Origin of the sequence: Hyunsoonleella aestuarii (assembly GCF_006148925.1) — a bacterium.
Classification (GTDB): Bacteria; Bacteroidota; Bacteroidia; order Flavobacteriales; family Flavobacteriaceae; genus Algibacter_D; species Algibacter_D aestuarii.
Map to the genome: position 1 here is coordinate 57,325 of NZ_VAWB01000003.1, position 17,556 is coordinate 74,880.

The 17,556-nt window shown below is 33.3% G+C and carries 13 protein-coding genes; 4 read left to right on the forward strand and 9 right to left on the reverse strand.

Translation table 11 applies throughout. From position 1 onward, the window contains the following. The first annotated feature begins 64 nt into the window (after positions 1–64). Positions 65–1,135, forward strand: a complete 1,071-nt coding sequence (locus FEF17_RS14330) for a nuclear transport factor 2 family protein (RefSeq protein WP_170181008.1) — start codon at positions 65–67, stop codon at positions 1,133–1,135. A gap of 95 nt (positions 1,136–1,230) precedes the next feature. On the opposite strand, the gene bshA is transcribed toward FEF17_RS14330, so the two are convergent. The 8 genes from bshA to FEF17_RS12620 form a co-directional block, all read right to left on the reverse strand. Continuing rightward, positions 1,231–2,367: an N-acetyl-alpha-D-glucosaminyl L-malate synthase BshA gene (gene bshA / locus FEF17_RS12585; protein ID WP_139002770.1), complete on the reverse strand. Its 1,137-nt coding sequence runs from the start codon at positions 2,365–2,367 to the stop codon at positions 1,231–1,233. An 18-nt stretch (positions 2,368–2,385) separates the two neighbouring features. Beyond that, on the reverse strand, positions 2,386–5,304 hold the full coding sequence (locus FEF17_RS12590; RefSeq protein ID WP_139002771.1) for a serine hydrolase domain-containing protein: 2,919 nt from the start codon (positions 5,302–5,304) through the stop codon (positions 2,386–2,388). A 138-nt stretch (positions 5,305–5,442) separates the two neighbouring features. Beyond that, positions 5,443–6,666, reverse strand: coding sequence for a phosphoserine phosphatase SerB (gene serB / locus FEF17_RS12595; RefSeq protein WP_139002772.1), 1,224 nt, complete (start codon positions 6,664–6,666; stop codon positions 5,443–5,445). A gap of 92 nt (positions 6,667–6,758) precedes the next feature. Next, positions 6,759–7,244, reverse strand: coding sequence for an ABC transporter ATPase (locus FEF17_RS12600; RefSeq protein WP_139002773.1), 486 nt, complete (start codon positions 7,242–7,244; stop codon positions 6,759–6,761). Positions 7,245–7,283: 39 nt separating this feature from the next. Then, on the reverse strand, positions 7,284–8,075 hold the full coding sequence (locus FEF17_RS12605) for a (Fe-S)-binding protein (protein ID WP_139002774.1): 792 nt from the start codon (positions 8,073–8,075) through the stop codon (positions 7,284–7,286). Between the two features lie 10 nt (positions 8,076–8,085). After that, complete coding sequence (locus FEF17_RS12610; protein WP_139002775.1) at positions 8,086–9,399, reverse strand: 4Fe-4S dicluster domain-containing protein; 1,314 nt, start codon at positions 9,397–9,399, stop codon at positions 8,086–8,088. 13 nt (positions 9,400–9,412) lie between these two features. Continuing rightward, on the reverse strand, positions 9,413–10,345 hold the full coding sequence (locus tag FEF17_RS12615; protein ID WP_139002776.1) for an MlaD family protein: 933 nt from the start codon (positions 10,343–10,345) through the stop codon (positions 9,413–9,415). A gap of 51 nt (positions 10,346–10,396) precedes the next feature. Further along, positions 10,397–11,506, reverse strand: a complete 1,110-nt coding sequence (locus FEF17_RS12620) for an N-acetylmuramoyl-L-alanine amidase family protein (protein ID WP_139002777.1) — start codon at positions 11,504–11,506, stop codon at positions 10,397–10,399. 277 nt (positions 11,507–11,783) lie between these two features. On the opposite strand from FEF17_RS12620, the gene FEF17_RS12625 reads away from it, so the two are divergent. The 3 genes from FEF17_RS12625 (at position 11,784) to FEF17_RS12635 (ending at position 15,944) form a co-directional block, all read left to right on the forward strand. Further along, positions 11,784–14,414 (forward strand): putative LPS assembly protein LptD, encoded by a 2,631-nt coding sequence (locus tag FEF17_RS12625; RefSeq protein WP_139003039.1) that lies wholly within the window; start codon positions 11,784–11,786, stop codon positions 14,412–14,414. 11 nt (positions 14,415–14,425) lie between these two features. Next, a complete protein-coding gene (locus tag FEF17_RS12630) occupies positions 14,426–14,806 on the forward strand; it encodes a RidA family protein (protein WP_139002778.1) in 381 nt (126 codons plus the stop codon). Between the two features lie 97 nt (positions 14,807–14,903). Then, the gene (locus tag FEF17_RS12635) at positions 14,904–15,944 is read left to right on the forward strand and encodes a GMP reductase (RefSeq protein ID WP_139002779.1); all 1,041 of its coding nucleotides are present in this window, start codon (positions 14,904–14,906) and stop codon (positions 15,942–15,944) included. A gap of 120 nt (positions 15,945–16,064) precedes the next feature. Here the strand turns inward: FEF17_RS12635 and FEF17_RS12640 are convergent, their stop codons facing one another. After that, on the reverse strand, positions 16,065–17,477 hold the full coding sequence (locus FEF17_RS12640) for a fasciclin domain-containing protein (protein ID WP_139002780.1): 1,413 nt from the start codon (positions 17,475–17,477) through the stop codon (positions 16,065–16,067). Positions 17,478–17,556 lie beyond the last annotated feature (79 nt).

Genomic DNA, 17,556 nt, shown 5'->3' on the forward strand with positions numbered 1-17,556 from the left:
TGTAGTATAATCAGGCATTTATAACAAAAATGTCTAACGGTATTAATCATTTAAATATATTATTATGAAAACAATTTTAAAATTTGCAGTTCTTAATATTTTTGCCCTATTCATTACAGCTTGTGGTGATGTTGATCAATCCACTGTGTCTGAGCCAGAAGCTAAATCAGCAGCTCAATTGACATCGAAAAACGGTGGTAGCGTAATTAACCAGGAATATCCAGAAGCACAAGCAGAGGTCTTAAAAACTTTTACCGCCATTGCAACAAGTATAACAAAAGGAGCAGGCCTTGGTACAGATTCAGAATTTATGGATCAACTTATCTCTTTTCATGATTATGATGCCACGTTTACTGAATTTAATTATGATTTCAACGGTAATGGATATCTTACTGATAGCAAGGGTAATGAAGAACATGAACGTATGTTATTTGGTGAAATTGTAAAACCTGGTGGAGTTAAACAATTTGCCGCTCTCCCTGGAACTTTGAAAATTGCTGTATATTATGGGAATGTAGCTAATTTAACCTTTATCTCAGATTTTGTATTAGATACTCATCCACTTGGTGAAATTACAGTCAATAATCTAATTACTTTATTATTTGTTAAAACAAAGGGGGAATGGAAAATGGTGCACGAACATCATTCTCCTTTAAAGATTTTACCATCCACTGGGATTAAACCGAGCAACATTCTTTCGGACTTTGACCCGAGTTCAGCTTCAAATGCACAACTAGAGGTCTATGCAACTTTTGGAGCCATTGGAGCAACTATAATGGCAAATTCTGGAACAGGAGCCGAAAACATGGATGAACTTATCTCTTTCCATGCCTATGGTCCAAAGTTTACCGAATTTAACTACGATGCCGAAGGTAATGGATTTCTTACTGATAGTGAGGGTAATGAAGAACATGAACGTGCACTTTTTGGTAATTACACGGTTGAGAAGTTTGCCTATATAGAAAATACTTTAAATATTGCTTTATATCATAGGAATGTAGCTAATGTAACTTTTATATCAGATTTTGAAGTGAAGGGAATTGGTACAATTAATAATCTTATTACTTTGCTATTTGTTAAAACAAAAGGTGAATGGAAAATGGTTCATGAACATCATTCACCATTAACAAAATAGAACACCAATTATTTCCTTAATAATAAATTTAAACGCGAGCTATTAGCTTGCGTTTTATCTATTTTATTTTTTTAAAAAAATAACTTACATTAAAATTAAAGCACCAAACACTTGGTTAAGGTATCTTCGTATATGGCCTCATACTGAGGTACAATAGTATGTAAATCGAATTTTAGAGATTCGTTCCTTGCATTGTCTTTAAATACTTTCAAGCGAGCATCATCCTTTAAAATGTGTAATGCATTTTTAGTCATATCTTCAATGTCACCTACATTACTCAAATAGCCCGAAACACCTTGTTTATTCACTTCTGGAATTCCTCCTGTATTACTTGATATCACTGGAACACCCGATGCCATGGCTTCAAGTGCTGCTAAACCAAAACTTTCGGTTTGTGAAGGCAATAAAAACAAATCACTAAAACATAATATTTTATCTATTTCATTACTTCTTCCAAAGAAAATGACCTTATCTAATATGCCTAATTTCTGGCATTGCAGTTCTATATTTTCTTTTTCTGGACCTTCCCCTATAAACATAAGTTTAGCAGGTATCTCCTTTTGAATATTATGGAATACGCTAATAACATCTTGCACCCGTTTAACAGGTCGCAAATTACTAATATGAGTAATTATTTTTTCATTATCATTTGCCATCATCCCTCGCTGACAATCTGTAAAACTATGATTGTACTTATCTAAATCAATAAAATTAGGCACAACATGAATGTCGTTTTTAATATCAAATAAACGCAAGGTATCGTCCTTTAAGCTTTTAGACACCGCAGTAACAGCATCCGATTTATTTATACTAAACGTAACGGCAGGTTTATAAAAAGGATGGCTGCCAACAAGAGTTATATCTGTTCCATGTAATGTCGTTACAATTGGCACATAAATTCCTTCTTCTTGTAACATCTTTTTAGCCATATAAGCGGCATAGGCATGTGGAATGGCGTAATGTACATGAAGAATTTCAATCTTGTGAAGCTTTACCATATCTACCAACTTACTCGATAGTGCCAATTCATAAGGCTGATAATGGAACAACGGGTATTCTGGCACATTCACTTCATGATAGTGTACGTTGTGACTCACTAACTCCAATCTAACAGGTTGATTATAAGTAATAAAATGAATCTCGTGACCACGTTTAGATAATTCCAAACCAAGTTCTGTCGCCACAACACCACTTCCGCCAAATGTAGGATAACAAACTATTCCTATTTTCATATTTTAAATTTAAGTACTTTAATCTTCAATCGCTTCGTAAATTAGGCGTTGTATTTCGGTTCTAATATTTTCCTTTAATAACAAATTCTTTCCAGCCTTAGGGTAAGTTCTATTTGCAAGGAATACATAAACAATTTTTTCTTCGGGGTCTGCCCAAGCATAGGTTCCTGTAAAACCTGAATGACCAAAACTTGTCATAGAAATACATCCACATGTTGGACCCTCGTCTCCTAACTGAGGTTTATCAAATCCAATTCCTCTTCTATTATCCTTTTCACAATAATAGCATGTGTTAAACTTGTTCATTGTTTCTGTTCTAAAATAGCGCTTACCGCCATAAAAACCTTTCTGCAAAAACATTTGCATAATTTTAGCCACGTCATTAGAATTACTGAATACACCTGCGTGACCGCCTACTCCATTTTGCATTGCAGCTCCCATATCATGAACAAATCCATGCACCTTCTGAAATCTATAATAGTCATCAATCTCAGTAGGGATAATTTTTTTACTACTAATTTTATAATACGGATTATACATGGTATTATTAGCTCCTAGAGACTCATAAAAGTGGTTTTGCACCAATTCATCTAGTGTTCTGTCGTAATGATGTTCAATAAATTTCTTTAAAATGTAATATGGAAAATCACTATACCTATATCGAAGTCTATTCAATAGTTCCGATTCCTTTATAATTTCTTGAATAGAATCTTGATAGTCAGACCTTAAAAATAAATCTTTAGTAACTTCAATGTTGAATTTACTACTTCTTTCTTTACTATAATACTTATCACTTGGACGCTTTGTTACCGAATCTAAAGTCTTATAATAAAAAGGCTCCCAAGGTCTTAATCTAGCATAATGAGACAGCATTTGCTTAATAGTTATATTCGCTTTATTCGATCCTTCATACTCTGGTAAAATTTCAGGCAGCTTGTTATCGAGAGACACAAGACCTTGCTCTTCCAACTCCATTAATAGTGGTAAGGTTGCTATTATCTTGGTTAATGAAGCAACGTCGTATAAATCGTCACTGGTAACCCTTTCTTTTCCTTCATAGGTATGCTTACCAAAATTTTTGTTATATATGACTTTGCCTTTTCTTGCAACCAATAACTGAATTCCCGGAGTCATTTTACCTTGTACAGCAACATTGGCAATCGAATCTATTTTTTTTAATTTTTTAGAATTTATACCTACTTGTTCTGGTAGTCCATAACTCAAACGATTAATAGCTGTATTTTCAATACCATCCCCAACATTAAAAAAAGGTCCAGTTGAAACAGGTAAAAACCCTTTGGAAGGTATCGCTCCAAAAATAAGTTGAGCCGACTTCTGCTGAGCAATTTCACTATTTTGATAGCTAACTACAATGCTTTCAATGTCTGCTAAATTCTTTAAATCGAGTAGTGCGTATGGTTTAACAAATATATCTAGTACAACTTTGTGAGTTTTGGAAATTTCATAAATCCATTCCAGTTCTTCATCTTTAAACTTATAACCTTTCCATGGATTGTCATTCGAGCGGTGCAATCCTATAACCAAAGTATTATACGGTTGTAGTTTCTTTGTTAATTCATCAAAGTTATCAGATGTAATCTCATGAATTTTAGTGTATTTTTTTAACTCCTTGAAAAACGCAGAACCGCTATCATCTCCTAATTCAACATAGGCGATATGCTTGGTTTCTAATTGACGAAAAGGGATTAGCTCATCCTTGTTCTTTACAACCGTAATAGAATTTTCAATAAGATCTTCATAAAGCAAATCATCTTCTAATCTATTTAAATCTTCATGTAAATTGTATAAACCTATAGGTTCATAGTTATTTAAACCGACTTTATACTTTGCTTGAAGTATTTTTTTAACCGAATGTTCTAATCGTATTGCAGAGACTTCTCCTTTATTTATAGCCTCTAAAATCTTTGAAACTCCAATACCAACATCTTCCGACATAAGCATAACGTCGTTTCCAGCTTTAAACGCCGCTAAATCAATATCTCCTGTTTCACTGAAATCAGCAGCCCCTTTCATAGTTAAAGCATCGGTAAAAATAAGCCCTTTAAAGCCTAATTTTTCTTTTAAAATACCAGTAACAATATGTTTCGATAAAGAAGAAGGATAGCCATCCCTAGGTTCTAAACTAGGCACATTAAGATGCGCTACCATAACACTTGAAAGCCCTTCTTTAATTAATTTCTTATACGGATACAATTCAATAGAATCGATTCGCTTTTCACTGAAATTAATGGTTGGCAGCGTATGATGGGAATCTTGCTCTGTATCTCCATGCCCAGGAAAATGCTTCGCATTAGCCATTACACCAGCATCTTGCATCCCTTTCATAAATGCAGACGCCTTTTCGGTTACATTATCACGATCTTCTCCAAAAGAGCGATTACCTATTATGGGATTATTGGGATTTGTATTGATATCGACAACAGGTGCAAAATTAAAATGAACCCCTAAACGCTTGCAATGCTCACCAATATGTTGTCCCGCCTTTTCAACAAGCTTATTGTCTTTAATAGCTCCAAGTGTCATATTCCAAGGAAAAGCATAGGTAGAATCTAATCGCATACTTAAACCCCATTCTGCATCCATACCAATAAGCAAAGGTGTTTTGGACAGGTGTTGCATCTCATTATTAAGTTCTGCTTGCCTTAATGGACCTCCATTAGAATAAATGATACCACCAATGTGATGGTCCCTTATTAATTTAATTAAGGCGTTTTTTGATTTGGAGTCTTGGTTAGACATCACTTGAACCATGTATAGCTGTCCTATACGTTCCTTTAATGTCATAGCATTATAAACGCTATCAACCCATTTTTGTTGAGCTTCCCTATCATTTGTTAATAATGGATTTGTATTACTTTGACTAAAAACAGTAATACCTGCTACAAAGACAAAGCTTAATAAAAAGAATTGGCGCATAAAATAAGAGTCATTATCGATTAGTGTAACCTTATAACACTAATAATCATGCCAAAATAAGACAATTAGCATGAAGATAAAAAGACTTTAAGATAGATTTATAAAGAAGCTTATAAACAATATTAAAACAATTAAATACTACTCTATTAGGTCAATATGTCTATCGTGGTAACCCAATAAATATAATACACCATCTAGTCCTATACTTGATATAGAGCTTTGCGCATTATCCTTAACAGTAGGTTTTGCATGAAACGCTATTCCTAACCCAGCCAAGTTCAACATGGGTAAATCATTAGCACCATCACCAACTGCAATGGTTTGGCTTATATCTATACCTTCTTTCTGAGCTATCTCTTTTAAATATTCTGCCTTTTTCTGGCCATCAACTATTTCACCCAAATAACCGCCAGTTAACAAACCATCTTTAATCTCCAATTGATTGGCATGTACATAGTCTATACCTAATTCCTTTTGAAGGTAATGACCAAAATATGTAAAGCCTCCGGAAAGAATAGCTGTTTTAAAGCCATAGCTTTTTAGGGTATCAATGAGTCGTCTTGCACCTTTAGTAATTGGCAAATTAATGGCGACATTATGAAGCACCTCTTCTCTTAATCCTTTTAAAAGCCGCATTCTCCTCTTAAAACTTTCATTAAAATCTATTTCACCCTGCATTGCCGATTCGGTTATCGCTTTAACCTCATCACCTACTCCTGCTAGTTCCGCCAATTCATCTATAACCTCGGTTTGAATAAGTGTAGAGTCCATATCGAAACAAACCAAACGTCTATTTCTTCTAAAAATATTATCTTCTTGAAAGGCAATATCAACGTCTAAATCATGACTAATCTGCATGAATTTTTCGGTAAATTCAGATTTGTTTTCAATCTTTCCTCTTATAGATAATTGAATTGATGCTCTTGGATATTCTTCTTCTTTAACTAAAGACAAACGCCCAGTTAATCTTTTTATAGAATCGATATTTAAATTCTTTTCTGAAATAATCTTGGTAACTTCAGAAATTTGTTCTGCGGCAAGTTTTTCGCCTAAAATAGTAACAATGTAACGATCTTTACCTTGAAGTCCCACCCAATGCTCGTAATCATCTAGAGAAATCGGCGTAAACTTAGCTTTAATACCAAGTTCATAAGCCTTAAATAATAAATCCTTTAAAACGGCGGCTGACTTTTTCCCTTTGGCAATTTCGAATAGAATACCTAAAGACAATGTGTCGTGAATATTTGCTTGACCTATATCCAATACTTTTGCGCCATATTCTGCTAAAACACCAGTTAAACTAGAAGTTAATCCTGGTTTATCTTGTCCTGAAATATTTAATAAGAAAATATCATTAGCCATAATTGCTTATTTACTTTTGGAAGCCGTAAAAATCATTATTCTTGATGAGATATGAAAGTTTTTAAGAAGATATTCTAAAATCAAAATATGTGCTATTTAATAAACCTACTATGCCAACTTTCGCTTGCAGGAACCTCCCAGTTTTCTTTAAATTCAGCAACATTAGCCACCAAATTATTAAACACAATAGTATTTTTTGAAATAGCTTTATCCTTTGCCATCTTTCTGAAATCCATTAATGTCTTATAAGCTACAAATTCTCCTTGTTTGTAAGACACATTCATTTTATCCATTAAATCGACGTTATAATCTTTTTCTAATTGCTGAATAAAATGAACAGAAGAATCAATTGAACAACCTGTAGCTTTATTTAAGTTTTGATTTAAGCCAATTACTATAAAACGCTTATATTTAATTTTATAGCCAGATAATAAATCACTACCATGTGCTGTCCAGTTTTCAATAAATGTATCAAGTTTTAATTTAATTTCTTCGAGTTCTTGATCCGTAAAAGAACGATTGGCTTGATATATCCAAACACGTGATTCATCCGTTAAAGTATTAAAATCTACTAGCATATTTTTTAGATATTCGCGAATATATGGGAATTAATAGAATTATAAATCTTGAGCATTAGCAATAAGTTCTGCCACATCCATAACAGCAACATCATTTTCTTTTTCTTTCGCTTTAACACCATCTGTCATCATGGTATTACAAAAAGGACAACCTGCCGCGATTATTTCTGGTTTAATATCTAAAGCTTGCTCTGTACGCTCCACATTAACATCTTTATCTCCCTTTTCTGGTTCTTTAAACATTTGAGCCCCTCCTGCACCACAACATAATCCATTTCGTCTGCAGTTTTTCATTTCTACTAGTTCTGCTTCAAGTTTTTTAATAAGCTCTCTCGGTGCTTCATAAACATTATTTGCTCTACCTAAGTAGCAAGGATCGTGAAATGTAATACGCTTACCTTTAAATTGCCCCCCTTGAACAGTTAAACGTCCATCATCTAATAAGCTTTTAAGAAATTGAGTATGATGCATTACTTCATAATTTCCACCCAAACCTGGATATTCATTTTTAATTGTATTAAAACAATGTGGACAAGCTGTAACTATTTTTTTTACTTCGTAAGCATTAAGCACTTCAATATTTGTAACTGCCTGCATTTGAAACAAAAATTCATTTCCTGAACGTTTCGCAGGGTCTCCAGTACAGCTTTCTTCTGTTCCTAAAACTGCAAATTCAACATTTGCCTTATTCAATAATTTAACGAAAGCTTTTGTGATTTTTTTCGCTCTATCATCAAAACTACCTGCGCAACCTACCCAAAATAAAACTTCGGGTTGTTTACCTTGAGCCATGAATTCTGCCATAGTAGGCACTTTAAGTACTTCGCTCATAATTTTGAGTTTATTCGTTTTTCCAATTTAATCGGTCCATTTGGTTGTAAGGCCATGGTGCACCATTGTTTTCTATGTTGGTCATCATATTGTTTAGTTCTGATGGCGCAGCCGATTGCTCCATTACCAAATAACGACGCATTTCTAATATAATTGATAGAGGATCTATGCTCACCGGACAAGTTTCGACACAAGCATTACAAGAAGTACATGCCCATAACTCTTCTTTTGTAATATAATCATCCAACAACTGTTTACCATCTTCTTTAAATTCGCCATTATTTGCATCAATATTCTTACCCACTTCTTCCATACGATCCCTAGTATCCATCATAATCTTTCTAGGTGATAATTTTTTACCAGTTTGATTAGCAGGACATTCACTTGTGCATCGGCCACATTCTGTACAGGTATAGGCATTTAGGAGTTGTAACCAATTTAGATCTTGCACATCACTGGCACCAAATTTAGCTGGCACTTCATCCTCAGCGTCTTCTGCTGGTACTGCAAAGGGATCTGCATCTGGATCCATCATCATCTTAACTTCATTAGTAACAGAATCCAAATTATTAAAAGCTCCCTTAGGTTTTAAACTACCATAATACGTATTTGGAAACGCTAAAAGTATATGTAAATGCTTTGAGAAGTATAAGTAATTTAAAAATATTAAAATACCAACTATGTGCAACCACCATGCACTTCTCTCAATAATATGAAGTGTTCCTTCTGAAGCACTTCCAAATAATGGCACTATATTTTGACTTACAATATTACCAGAATTTAGAGCCTGAAAATGAACATCAGTTGCATTCATAACCAGAAAAAGGGTCATGAGTACCATTTCAAAATATAGAATGATATTTCCATCATTTTTAGGCCAGTTCGTCATTTCACTTTTCCAAAACCTAGCTAGCTTTATAACATTTCGCCTTATCCAAAAAATAATTACCGAAACAAATACTAAACAAGCAAGCACTTCAAATGCTCCAATTAAAAACCCATAAACCCCAAGCGGAAGAAGTTTTAAACCAATTCTATGTGTTCCAAATAAACCATCTAATATGATCTCTAGAACTTCAATATTAATTATTATGAAGCCGATATAAACTACTACATGCAAAACACCAGCTATTGGCCGGCGCACCATTTTGCTTTGCCCAAGAGCAATCATTACCATATTTCGCCAACGTTCCGATTTATTATCGTTTACATCAACAGCTTGACCTAGGTTAATATTTCGGATAAGTCTTTTTACATTTCGTGTAAAATAACCAACTCCTAAAAGAAGTATTAAAGCAAAAAGTATGTTAGATAAATATTCCATAAAACTACTTAGATTATTCTTCGTTGTAAGGAATCTCTTTTTTAGAAAGTATTCTGAAATAGCGCTTTGGATGAAGTTTTATGTCGCGTAACAACTCTTCCATTTCTTTGGAAACATCTTTTAGATTATTATAAAGTGCCTCATCACTAAGGAGTTTGCCCATTGAACCTTTCCCTTCCTCGAGGCCTGAAAGTATTTTGTCGAAATTTTGAAGTGTAGACTCTAGGTTATTAATTGTTTTCTCCAGGTTACTGTTAGAAATTGAATTGGTGATTTTTGATAAATCTGAAGTCATCTCTTTCGCATTAATCAAAACACTATCAATATTAGACTGGTTATTTGTTATAACTTGATTTAAAGATGTTGACGTGTTTTTAAAAGAGTCTATTGTTTCATTCAAACCAGCTATACTCGATTTTAAATTATTCTTGGTGTTTTCATCAAAAACATCATTAAGATTAACTAAAAGTGAATCGGCACTAACCATCATGGTTTCAATTTTTTCTTGTAATGGTGTTAATCGCTGATTTACCAATTCGCTAAGTCCTGCCTTTACAGAACCCCCTAAAGTAGAATCGCTTAGAGCATTTTCTGCATTATCAAATGCCGGAACAATAGCAATGGCTTTACCTCCAATTAATCCAGCTTCATACAATTCTGCTTTACTGTTTTTAGAAAACTGAAAATCATTATCCACTAATAACTTTACTATAAGTTTGCCCGAACCATCTTCTTTGAAATAAATATCACTAACCTTTCCTACAACATTACCACTAATTGTAACAGGAGATGAAAGGGCTAAACCTTCTACGTTATCGTACTCCGTATAAAACGTACGAGAAGCGTCTAATAAATTTTGTCCTTTTAAATAATTGAATCCGAAAATGAAAAGTAATATCCCTGCAATTACGAGGATAGAGGTTTTGACTTCTTTTGATAACTTCAAAATAAATTTCTTTAGATAAACAAATTTAAGATAAATTTAAAAAGAATGAATTTAATTAGCAGTTGTTTTTAATGCTTCAGCTAAAGCTATCTTATTCCCATTCTTAAAAGCTACAATAAAACTACTTGAATACCCCTTATTTTTGGCGTTTTTCTCTAAAATTTTAGTTTCCTCGTAACTTGACGATTCACCATAAAAATACTTATAAAGACTACCCTCTTTTAATCTAGAAATATTATTCAACCCCTTAAAATTATAAGGTTTTAAATCTAAAGCTTTTGAACTTGCTGCTATTTGAATTTTATAAATAATATCAGGCCGCTCTGATTTAATGTTTAAAGAATTTGATTCATCAATATTAACAAAAACATCATCGCTAAGATTACCTGTTACAGACGATTTATATTCAAGAATCGCATCCTTAATGGCTATTGACATCTGTCTTTGTCCTTTACTAGAATTTAAATAGGCACCTTCTTTCTTATTTGTTAAAAATCCTAATTCAATTAAAACACTAGGCATTACAGTTTGGTGTAAAACAATAAATCCAGCTTGTTTTACATTTCTGTTTTTACGCTTTAACTTATTTGCAAAATTATTTTGAATTAAACTTGCAAGCTCTATGCTTTGATCTAAATACTCCTCTTGAGCTAATGTTAATCCCAAAACAGATTTTGGTGAATTAGGATCAAATCCATCATAGTTTTTTTCATAATCGCTTTCAAGAAAAATAACAGAGTTCTCTTTTTTAGCAACTTCAAAATTAGTTTCATTTCTATGAGTTCCTAATACAAAAGTTCCGGCGCCATAAGCTTGTGTATGATGTGAATCGCAATGAATTGAAACAAATAAATCGGCTTTCATTTTATTAGCAATTTTCCCTCTAACAAATAAATCAACAAAAACATCTGTTTTACGTGTGTAAACAACTTCAATATCTGGATTCTTTTCCAGTTCTTTTCCAACTTCCAAAGCTATTTTTAAAGCAATATCCTTTTCTCTATAACCATTCCCTAAGTTCCCAGGGTCTTTACCTCCATGACCCGCATCTAAAACTATTATAAATTTTTCGTTTTGATCCTTAGCATTAGGAACATCAAAAGATAAAAACGTTAATACTATTATAATAAATACGAAACGTAATAAGTTAATCGTTTTCATGTGTTAGATACTATTTTTTTTAATCACTTACCTTTAATTACAAATGAATAAAATTTATCAACCATAATTAACGTCGAAAAACTTGGTTTATTATTCAATCAAGTTGAGCACAGGCTTAATTTTAAAATTTTAATTAATAATAAATTAATCCCAGAAAAATATATGTAATTTTGGCTTTTCAAAAACCGAGCCATACTTTTACAAAAATACATTAAAAGCGTTGCACACAAACAAGTTTAAAATACTTTTTGCCTTAAGTTTTACCGTGTTTATTAACATGTTTGGCTTCTCTCAAGACATACCAAATAAGCCAAATGTTATAAGACCAAATATAAATGAAAAAGATAGTTTGGTTGTTTCGAGAGATAGCATTATTAATATTCAAGAATTCACTGAACAAATTCAAGATTCTACGGTTTCTGATTCTATTAAGCCTAAAAAGAGTTTACTTGAGTTTATTGTAAAATACAAAGCTAAAGATTATACCTCTTTTAATAAGAAAGAGCAAAAACTATATTTATTCAATGAAGCCGAAATTGATTATGGTGATATGAATATAAAAGCTGGAAATATAACTATTGATTATAGTAAAAATGAAGTTTATGCCAAGGGTATTAAAGATAGTACTGGCTATACGCAATCGCCAATATTTAATCAAGCTGGAAATGTTGTTGAACCAGACTCTATTTTATTCAATACCGAAACCGAAAAAGCACTTATCTATAATTCTGTTTCAGAACAAGGCGAAGGAACGGTTATTGCTAGTATCACTAAAAGAGAAAATGATTCTGTTTACTTTATCAAAAATGCAAAATATACGACTGCTGAAGACTTAGAAGACCCTGAATACTATATTAAACTTAGAAAGGCTAAGGTGGTTCCAGGAAAGAAAATAGTTACCGGTCTTGCAAATCTTTTTATTTATGATGTACCAACACCAATAGGATTACCATTTGGATTCTTTCCTCAGACTGAAAAGAAAACGTCGGGAATAATTATTCCTAGTTTTGGAGAACAAAATGACCGTGGTTATTTTTTGCAAAATGGTGGTTATTATTTTGCTATAAGCGATTACTTTGATTTAGCAGTTTTTGGCGATTACTATACCAATGGAAGTTATGGATTGCGCGCAGAAAACACCTATGCGGTGCGCTATAAGTTTAGAGGTAACCTTGGGTTTAGGTATGAAAACCTGATTACAAGTGAACGCGGGTTTCCAGATTATGCCAAAAATACTATTTATAACTTACGTTGGTCACATAGTCAAGATAATAAGGCAAATCCAAACTCTCGATTTTCGGCTTCTGTTAATTTAGGTAGTAGTACATATTACCGATCTTCTTTAAACCAAATAAATACTGGTAATTTTTTAAATAATACGCTGGCGTCATCAGTATCATATTCTAAAACATTTCAAGGCGAGCCTCAAGTTAATTTTAGTGTTACGGCAACGCATTCACAGAATACGCAAACCGAACAAATTAATATGACTTTGCCAACCTTTCAAGGTAGTGTTGGTAGAATATTTCCTTTTGGATCTAAAACAGGAAGTAATAAAGGTATTATACAAAATATAAATCTTCAATATAATTTGAGGGGGGAAAATAGAATTCAAACTTCAGATTCATTGTTTTTCAAAAAGGAAATGTTTGATGACGCCAAAGCTGGTTTTCAGCATACTATACCTATTAGCACAAATTTCAAAGTTTTCAAACATTTTAGTTTGACTGCTAATACTAATTATAATGAAGTGTGGACTTTTAAAACCATTGACAAAACTTACGATCAAGAAAGACAAGAAATTGTTACAGATACTATTAACGGTTTTGATTCTTTTAGAACCTACAACTTCAGTACTAGCCTAGGTACAACCATTTATGGTATGTATACTTTTGAAAAGGAAGGTCAAGATAAAAGAATAAAGGCCATCAGGCACGTTATGCGTCCTTCTATAAGTTATAATATCAATCCTGCTTTTGACAGATATTATGATACTGTTGAAGTTGTTAACGCAGACGGACAAACCGAAGGCGAAGTTGAATTTACAAGGTTTGAACAAAGTATATTTGGAAGACCTAGTAATACCTTTTCTAGTTCCATGGGTATTTCGGTTTCAAATAATCTAGAGGCTAAAGTAAGAGATAGGGATAGTACAGCCACAGAGCCTAAAAAAATTATTTTGCTTAATAACTTAAATTTTTCAACATCCTATAATTTTGCAGGTGATTCACTCCAATGGAGTCCTGTTAGAATGACTGGTGGCACTCAATTCTTTGATAATAAAATGAGTGTCAACTTTGGTGCTACACTCGACCCCTATGCACTTGACAATAATAACCAACGAATAGATAAATTCAACATAGACAATGGTGGAAGTCTATTTAGGCTAACAAGTGCTAACTTGACTATGAGTTATTCTTTATCAAGTAAAGGAAGCAAAGACAAAAGTGATAATCAAAGAAACAACAGACCTGAAGACGTGCTCCCCAAAAATTTAGATTTTGCCAATCAACAAATTGGACGTGACGGACAGGATGATGATGAAGAAGAAAAACCAAGTGAATTATATAATTATAAAGTACCTTGGAGTTTACGCTTGGCCTATGCTGTTAATTACAATAATACGAGAAGGCAGAACGAAATTTCATCACATTCTCTTATGTTTTCTGGTGATGTCGAACTTTCCCCAAAATGGTCTGTTGGTGCCTCATCTGGTTATGATTTAAAGGATAATGGTTTTACCTTTACACAACTAAGATTTGAACGCGACTTATTGAGTTGGCGAATGAGTTTTAGTTGGGTTCCTTTTAGCGCTAGAAGTTCTTGGAATTTCTTTATTGGAATAAAATCAAGTATCCTGCAAGATTTAAAATACGAACAAAGAAGGCAGCCAGACCAGCAGCTTTAATATTAATTAATATGAAAAAAATAATAAACACTTGTAACGCACCCGCACCAATTGGTCCTTATAACCAAGCAGTTTTAGTTAATAACACATTGTATACTTCTGGTCAAATTGCCATAAATCCAGTTACTGGAAATCTGGTTATTGATAATATTAAAAATGAAACTACACAAGTCATGGAAAACCTAAAAGCCGTTTTAGAAGCAGCTGATTTAGATTTTTCTAATGTAATAAAATCTTCAATTTTTATAAGTAATATGGATAATTTCTCTTCAATTAATGAAGTATATGGCAACTACTTTAATGATACTTATGCTCCCGCACGAGAAACCGTTCAAGTTGCTCGATTACCAAAAGATGTAAACGTTGAAATCAGTGTTATAGCCATCTCTTAATTACGCAATTTAGACTCATCAATTAAAGCCATAATTTTTCTTTTTTTACCCAATCAAAAAAGTTAGTTTTATAGGACTATTATTTAAATACTTTAATATGCGCATTGAATATGATATAAAATTAGGGTTTAAAGATGTTATGATACGCCCAAAACGATCTACCTTAAAAAGTAGATCGCAAGTAAATTTGGTACGTGAGTTTAAATTTTTACATAGCCCAATAACATGGAAAGGCATTCCTATTATGGCAGCTAATATGGATACTGTTGGCACGTTTGAAATGGCAAAAGCACTTTCTAAAAATGGATTGTTTACAGCTATTCACAAGCATTATTCTATAGAAGAATGGAATTTATTTTTAGCTAGTCAATCAGATGATATATTAGATTATATAGCTGTTAGTACGGGTATTGGAAAAGAGGATTCTAAAAAGTTAGGAATTATATTTGAATCAAATCCTGCATTAAAATTTATATGCATAGATGTCGCCAACGGCTATTCTGAATACTTTGCAGAGTTTGTTAAGCGTACTCGTGATCAATATCCAAATAAGGTCATTATTGCTGGCAATGTAGTAACGGGTGAAATGGTAGAAGAACTTTTACTATCGGGAGCCGATATTGTCAAAGTTGGTATTGGTCCTGGTTCGGTTTGCACTACAAGGGTTAAAACAGGTGTTGGCTATCCACAACTTTCGGCAATAATTGAATGTTCTGATGCCGCTCATGGATTAGGCGGACAAATCGTTAGTGATGGAGGTTGTTCTTCACCAGGAGATATCGCTAAAGCTTTTGGAGCAGGAGCCGATTTTGTGATGCTTGGAGGTATGCTTTCTGGACATGATGAAAGTGGCGGTGAAATTATCGAACATAACGGATTACCCTATAGAAAGTTTTATGGTATGAGTTCTGCGACCGCTATGGAAAAACATGTTGGTGGTGTTGCAGATTACCGCGCTAGTGAAGGAAAAACTGTTGAAGTGCCTTATAAGGGTGAAGTAGAATCAACTATTCAGGATATTTTAGGTGGATTGCGAAGTACATGCACCTATGTTGGTGCTGCGAGACTTAAAGAGCTTACAAAACGAACTACATTTATCCGTGTTGCAGAACAAGAAAATAAGATCTATTCTGAATAATGCATATAAGAAAAGGGATATGACTTTGTAGAATTGTCATACCCCTTTTTCAACCAACCAAACTAACTAACTAAACTAACTAATAATTTTCTTTTTCTTTTTCAATTGATTGTATATCATTTATGGTATTAAAACAGCATCCAAAACATGGATTACGCCATTGGTAGCTTGTACGTTTAAAAGACTAGGATCTAAACTTGCTGTTCCCATGCTTGATGTTGTTATTCCTAATCCAGATAAGTCGAATGAACCTCCAAGTGTATTTACTGACCCATCAGATAAATCACTTGAATATATGCGCCCTTCTGCAACATGGTATAATAAAATACTTGTTAACAGTGCAATATCTTCCTCCGTATCGAAGTCATCTAAAGAGTCATAATCTTCAGATTCATCTAAGAAATTTAAAAAGGCTTGATTTGTAGGCGCAAATACTGTTAGTTGCTCATAAGGCCCATCACCTGATAGTACACCAGCTAAACCTGCTTTAGTTGCCGCCGCAATCAATACTGAAAACTCAGGAGCAAAACTAGAAGCTGTACCTACTAAATTCATAGTTGGTGGCATTAATACCTTATTAATGCCATGTATTACACCGTTGGTAGCTTGAACATTAGCAGCAATCACGTCTGCATCATTAATCATAACACCTGAAGCTAAATCTACCTGAACCGCAGCTCCATTTAAAGTTGGAACAAAACCATCACTTAACTGGTTACTAAAAACATAACCATTTACAACATGATATAATAATATCTGCTTTAGTAAATCAACAGGAATATCATCTAGACTATTAAAATCTTCAGATGCCTCTAATAAATCTATAAACGCCTGGTTTGTTGGAGCAAACACTGTAAATGGTCCTCCAGTAGTTAATGTACCTCCAAGGCCTGCTTTTGCAACAGCATCGTATAAGATTGAAAAATTGTCATTAGTATCTGCGATTCCAGCAATACTCATAGTTGGTGGAAATAAAACATTATCTATAACATGTACTACACCATTTCTAGCTTTTAAATCGGCCATAGTAACATTAGCATTATTAACTAATACGCCATTATCTATATTTATTATTACTTCTGCTCCATTTGCAGTTCCTACAGGGCCGTTTTCTAATTGAAAACTATACACTGGCATCCCAACAACATGGTACAATAAGATTTCAGCTAAATTATCAACCGTTGTTATATTTTTTGTAGTTAAACCTAACTCAGCAAAGGCTTTGTCAGTAGGTGCAAAAACAGTTAAACGGTTTCTTGATACCGTACTTGCTAATTTTGTTCTAGCTAAAGCTTTGCTTAAAACTTCGAATGTTGGCTCGTAGTCTGAAGACTTGCTATTCGAACTTTTAGATGTTGCTCCGCCTTGATTGAAAGATTCTAATAGCTCTACTATAGAAGGTCCTTCCGCTTCGATTTCTACAACTTCTGTATCTTCATTACTACAAGAATAGGTAAATAAAACAAGAGCAAAAACAAGAATAGGTAAGTTAAAATGATTTGGGCGTCTGGTTTTAAATAACTGTGTCTTCATTACATTTTGTTTAACTTTTATTAATATTTGTCAAACATAATTAATTTTGTTTAATTTTTTCGTATTTTAATTAAACAAA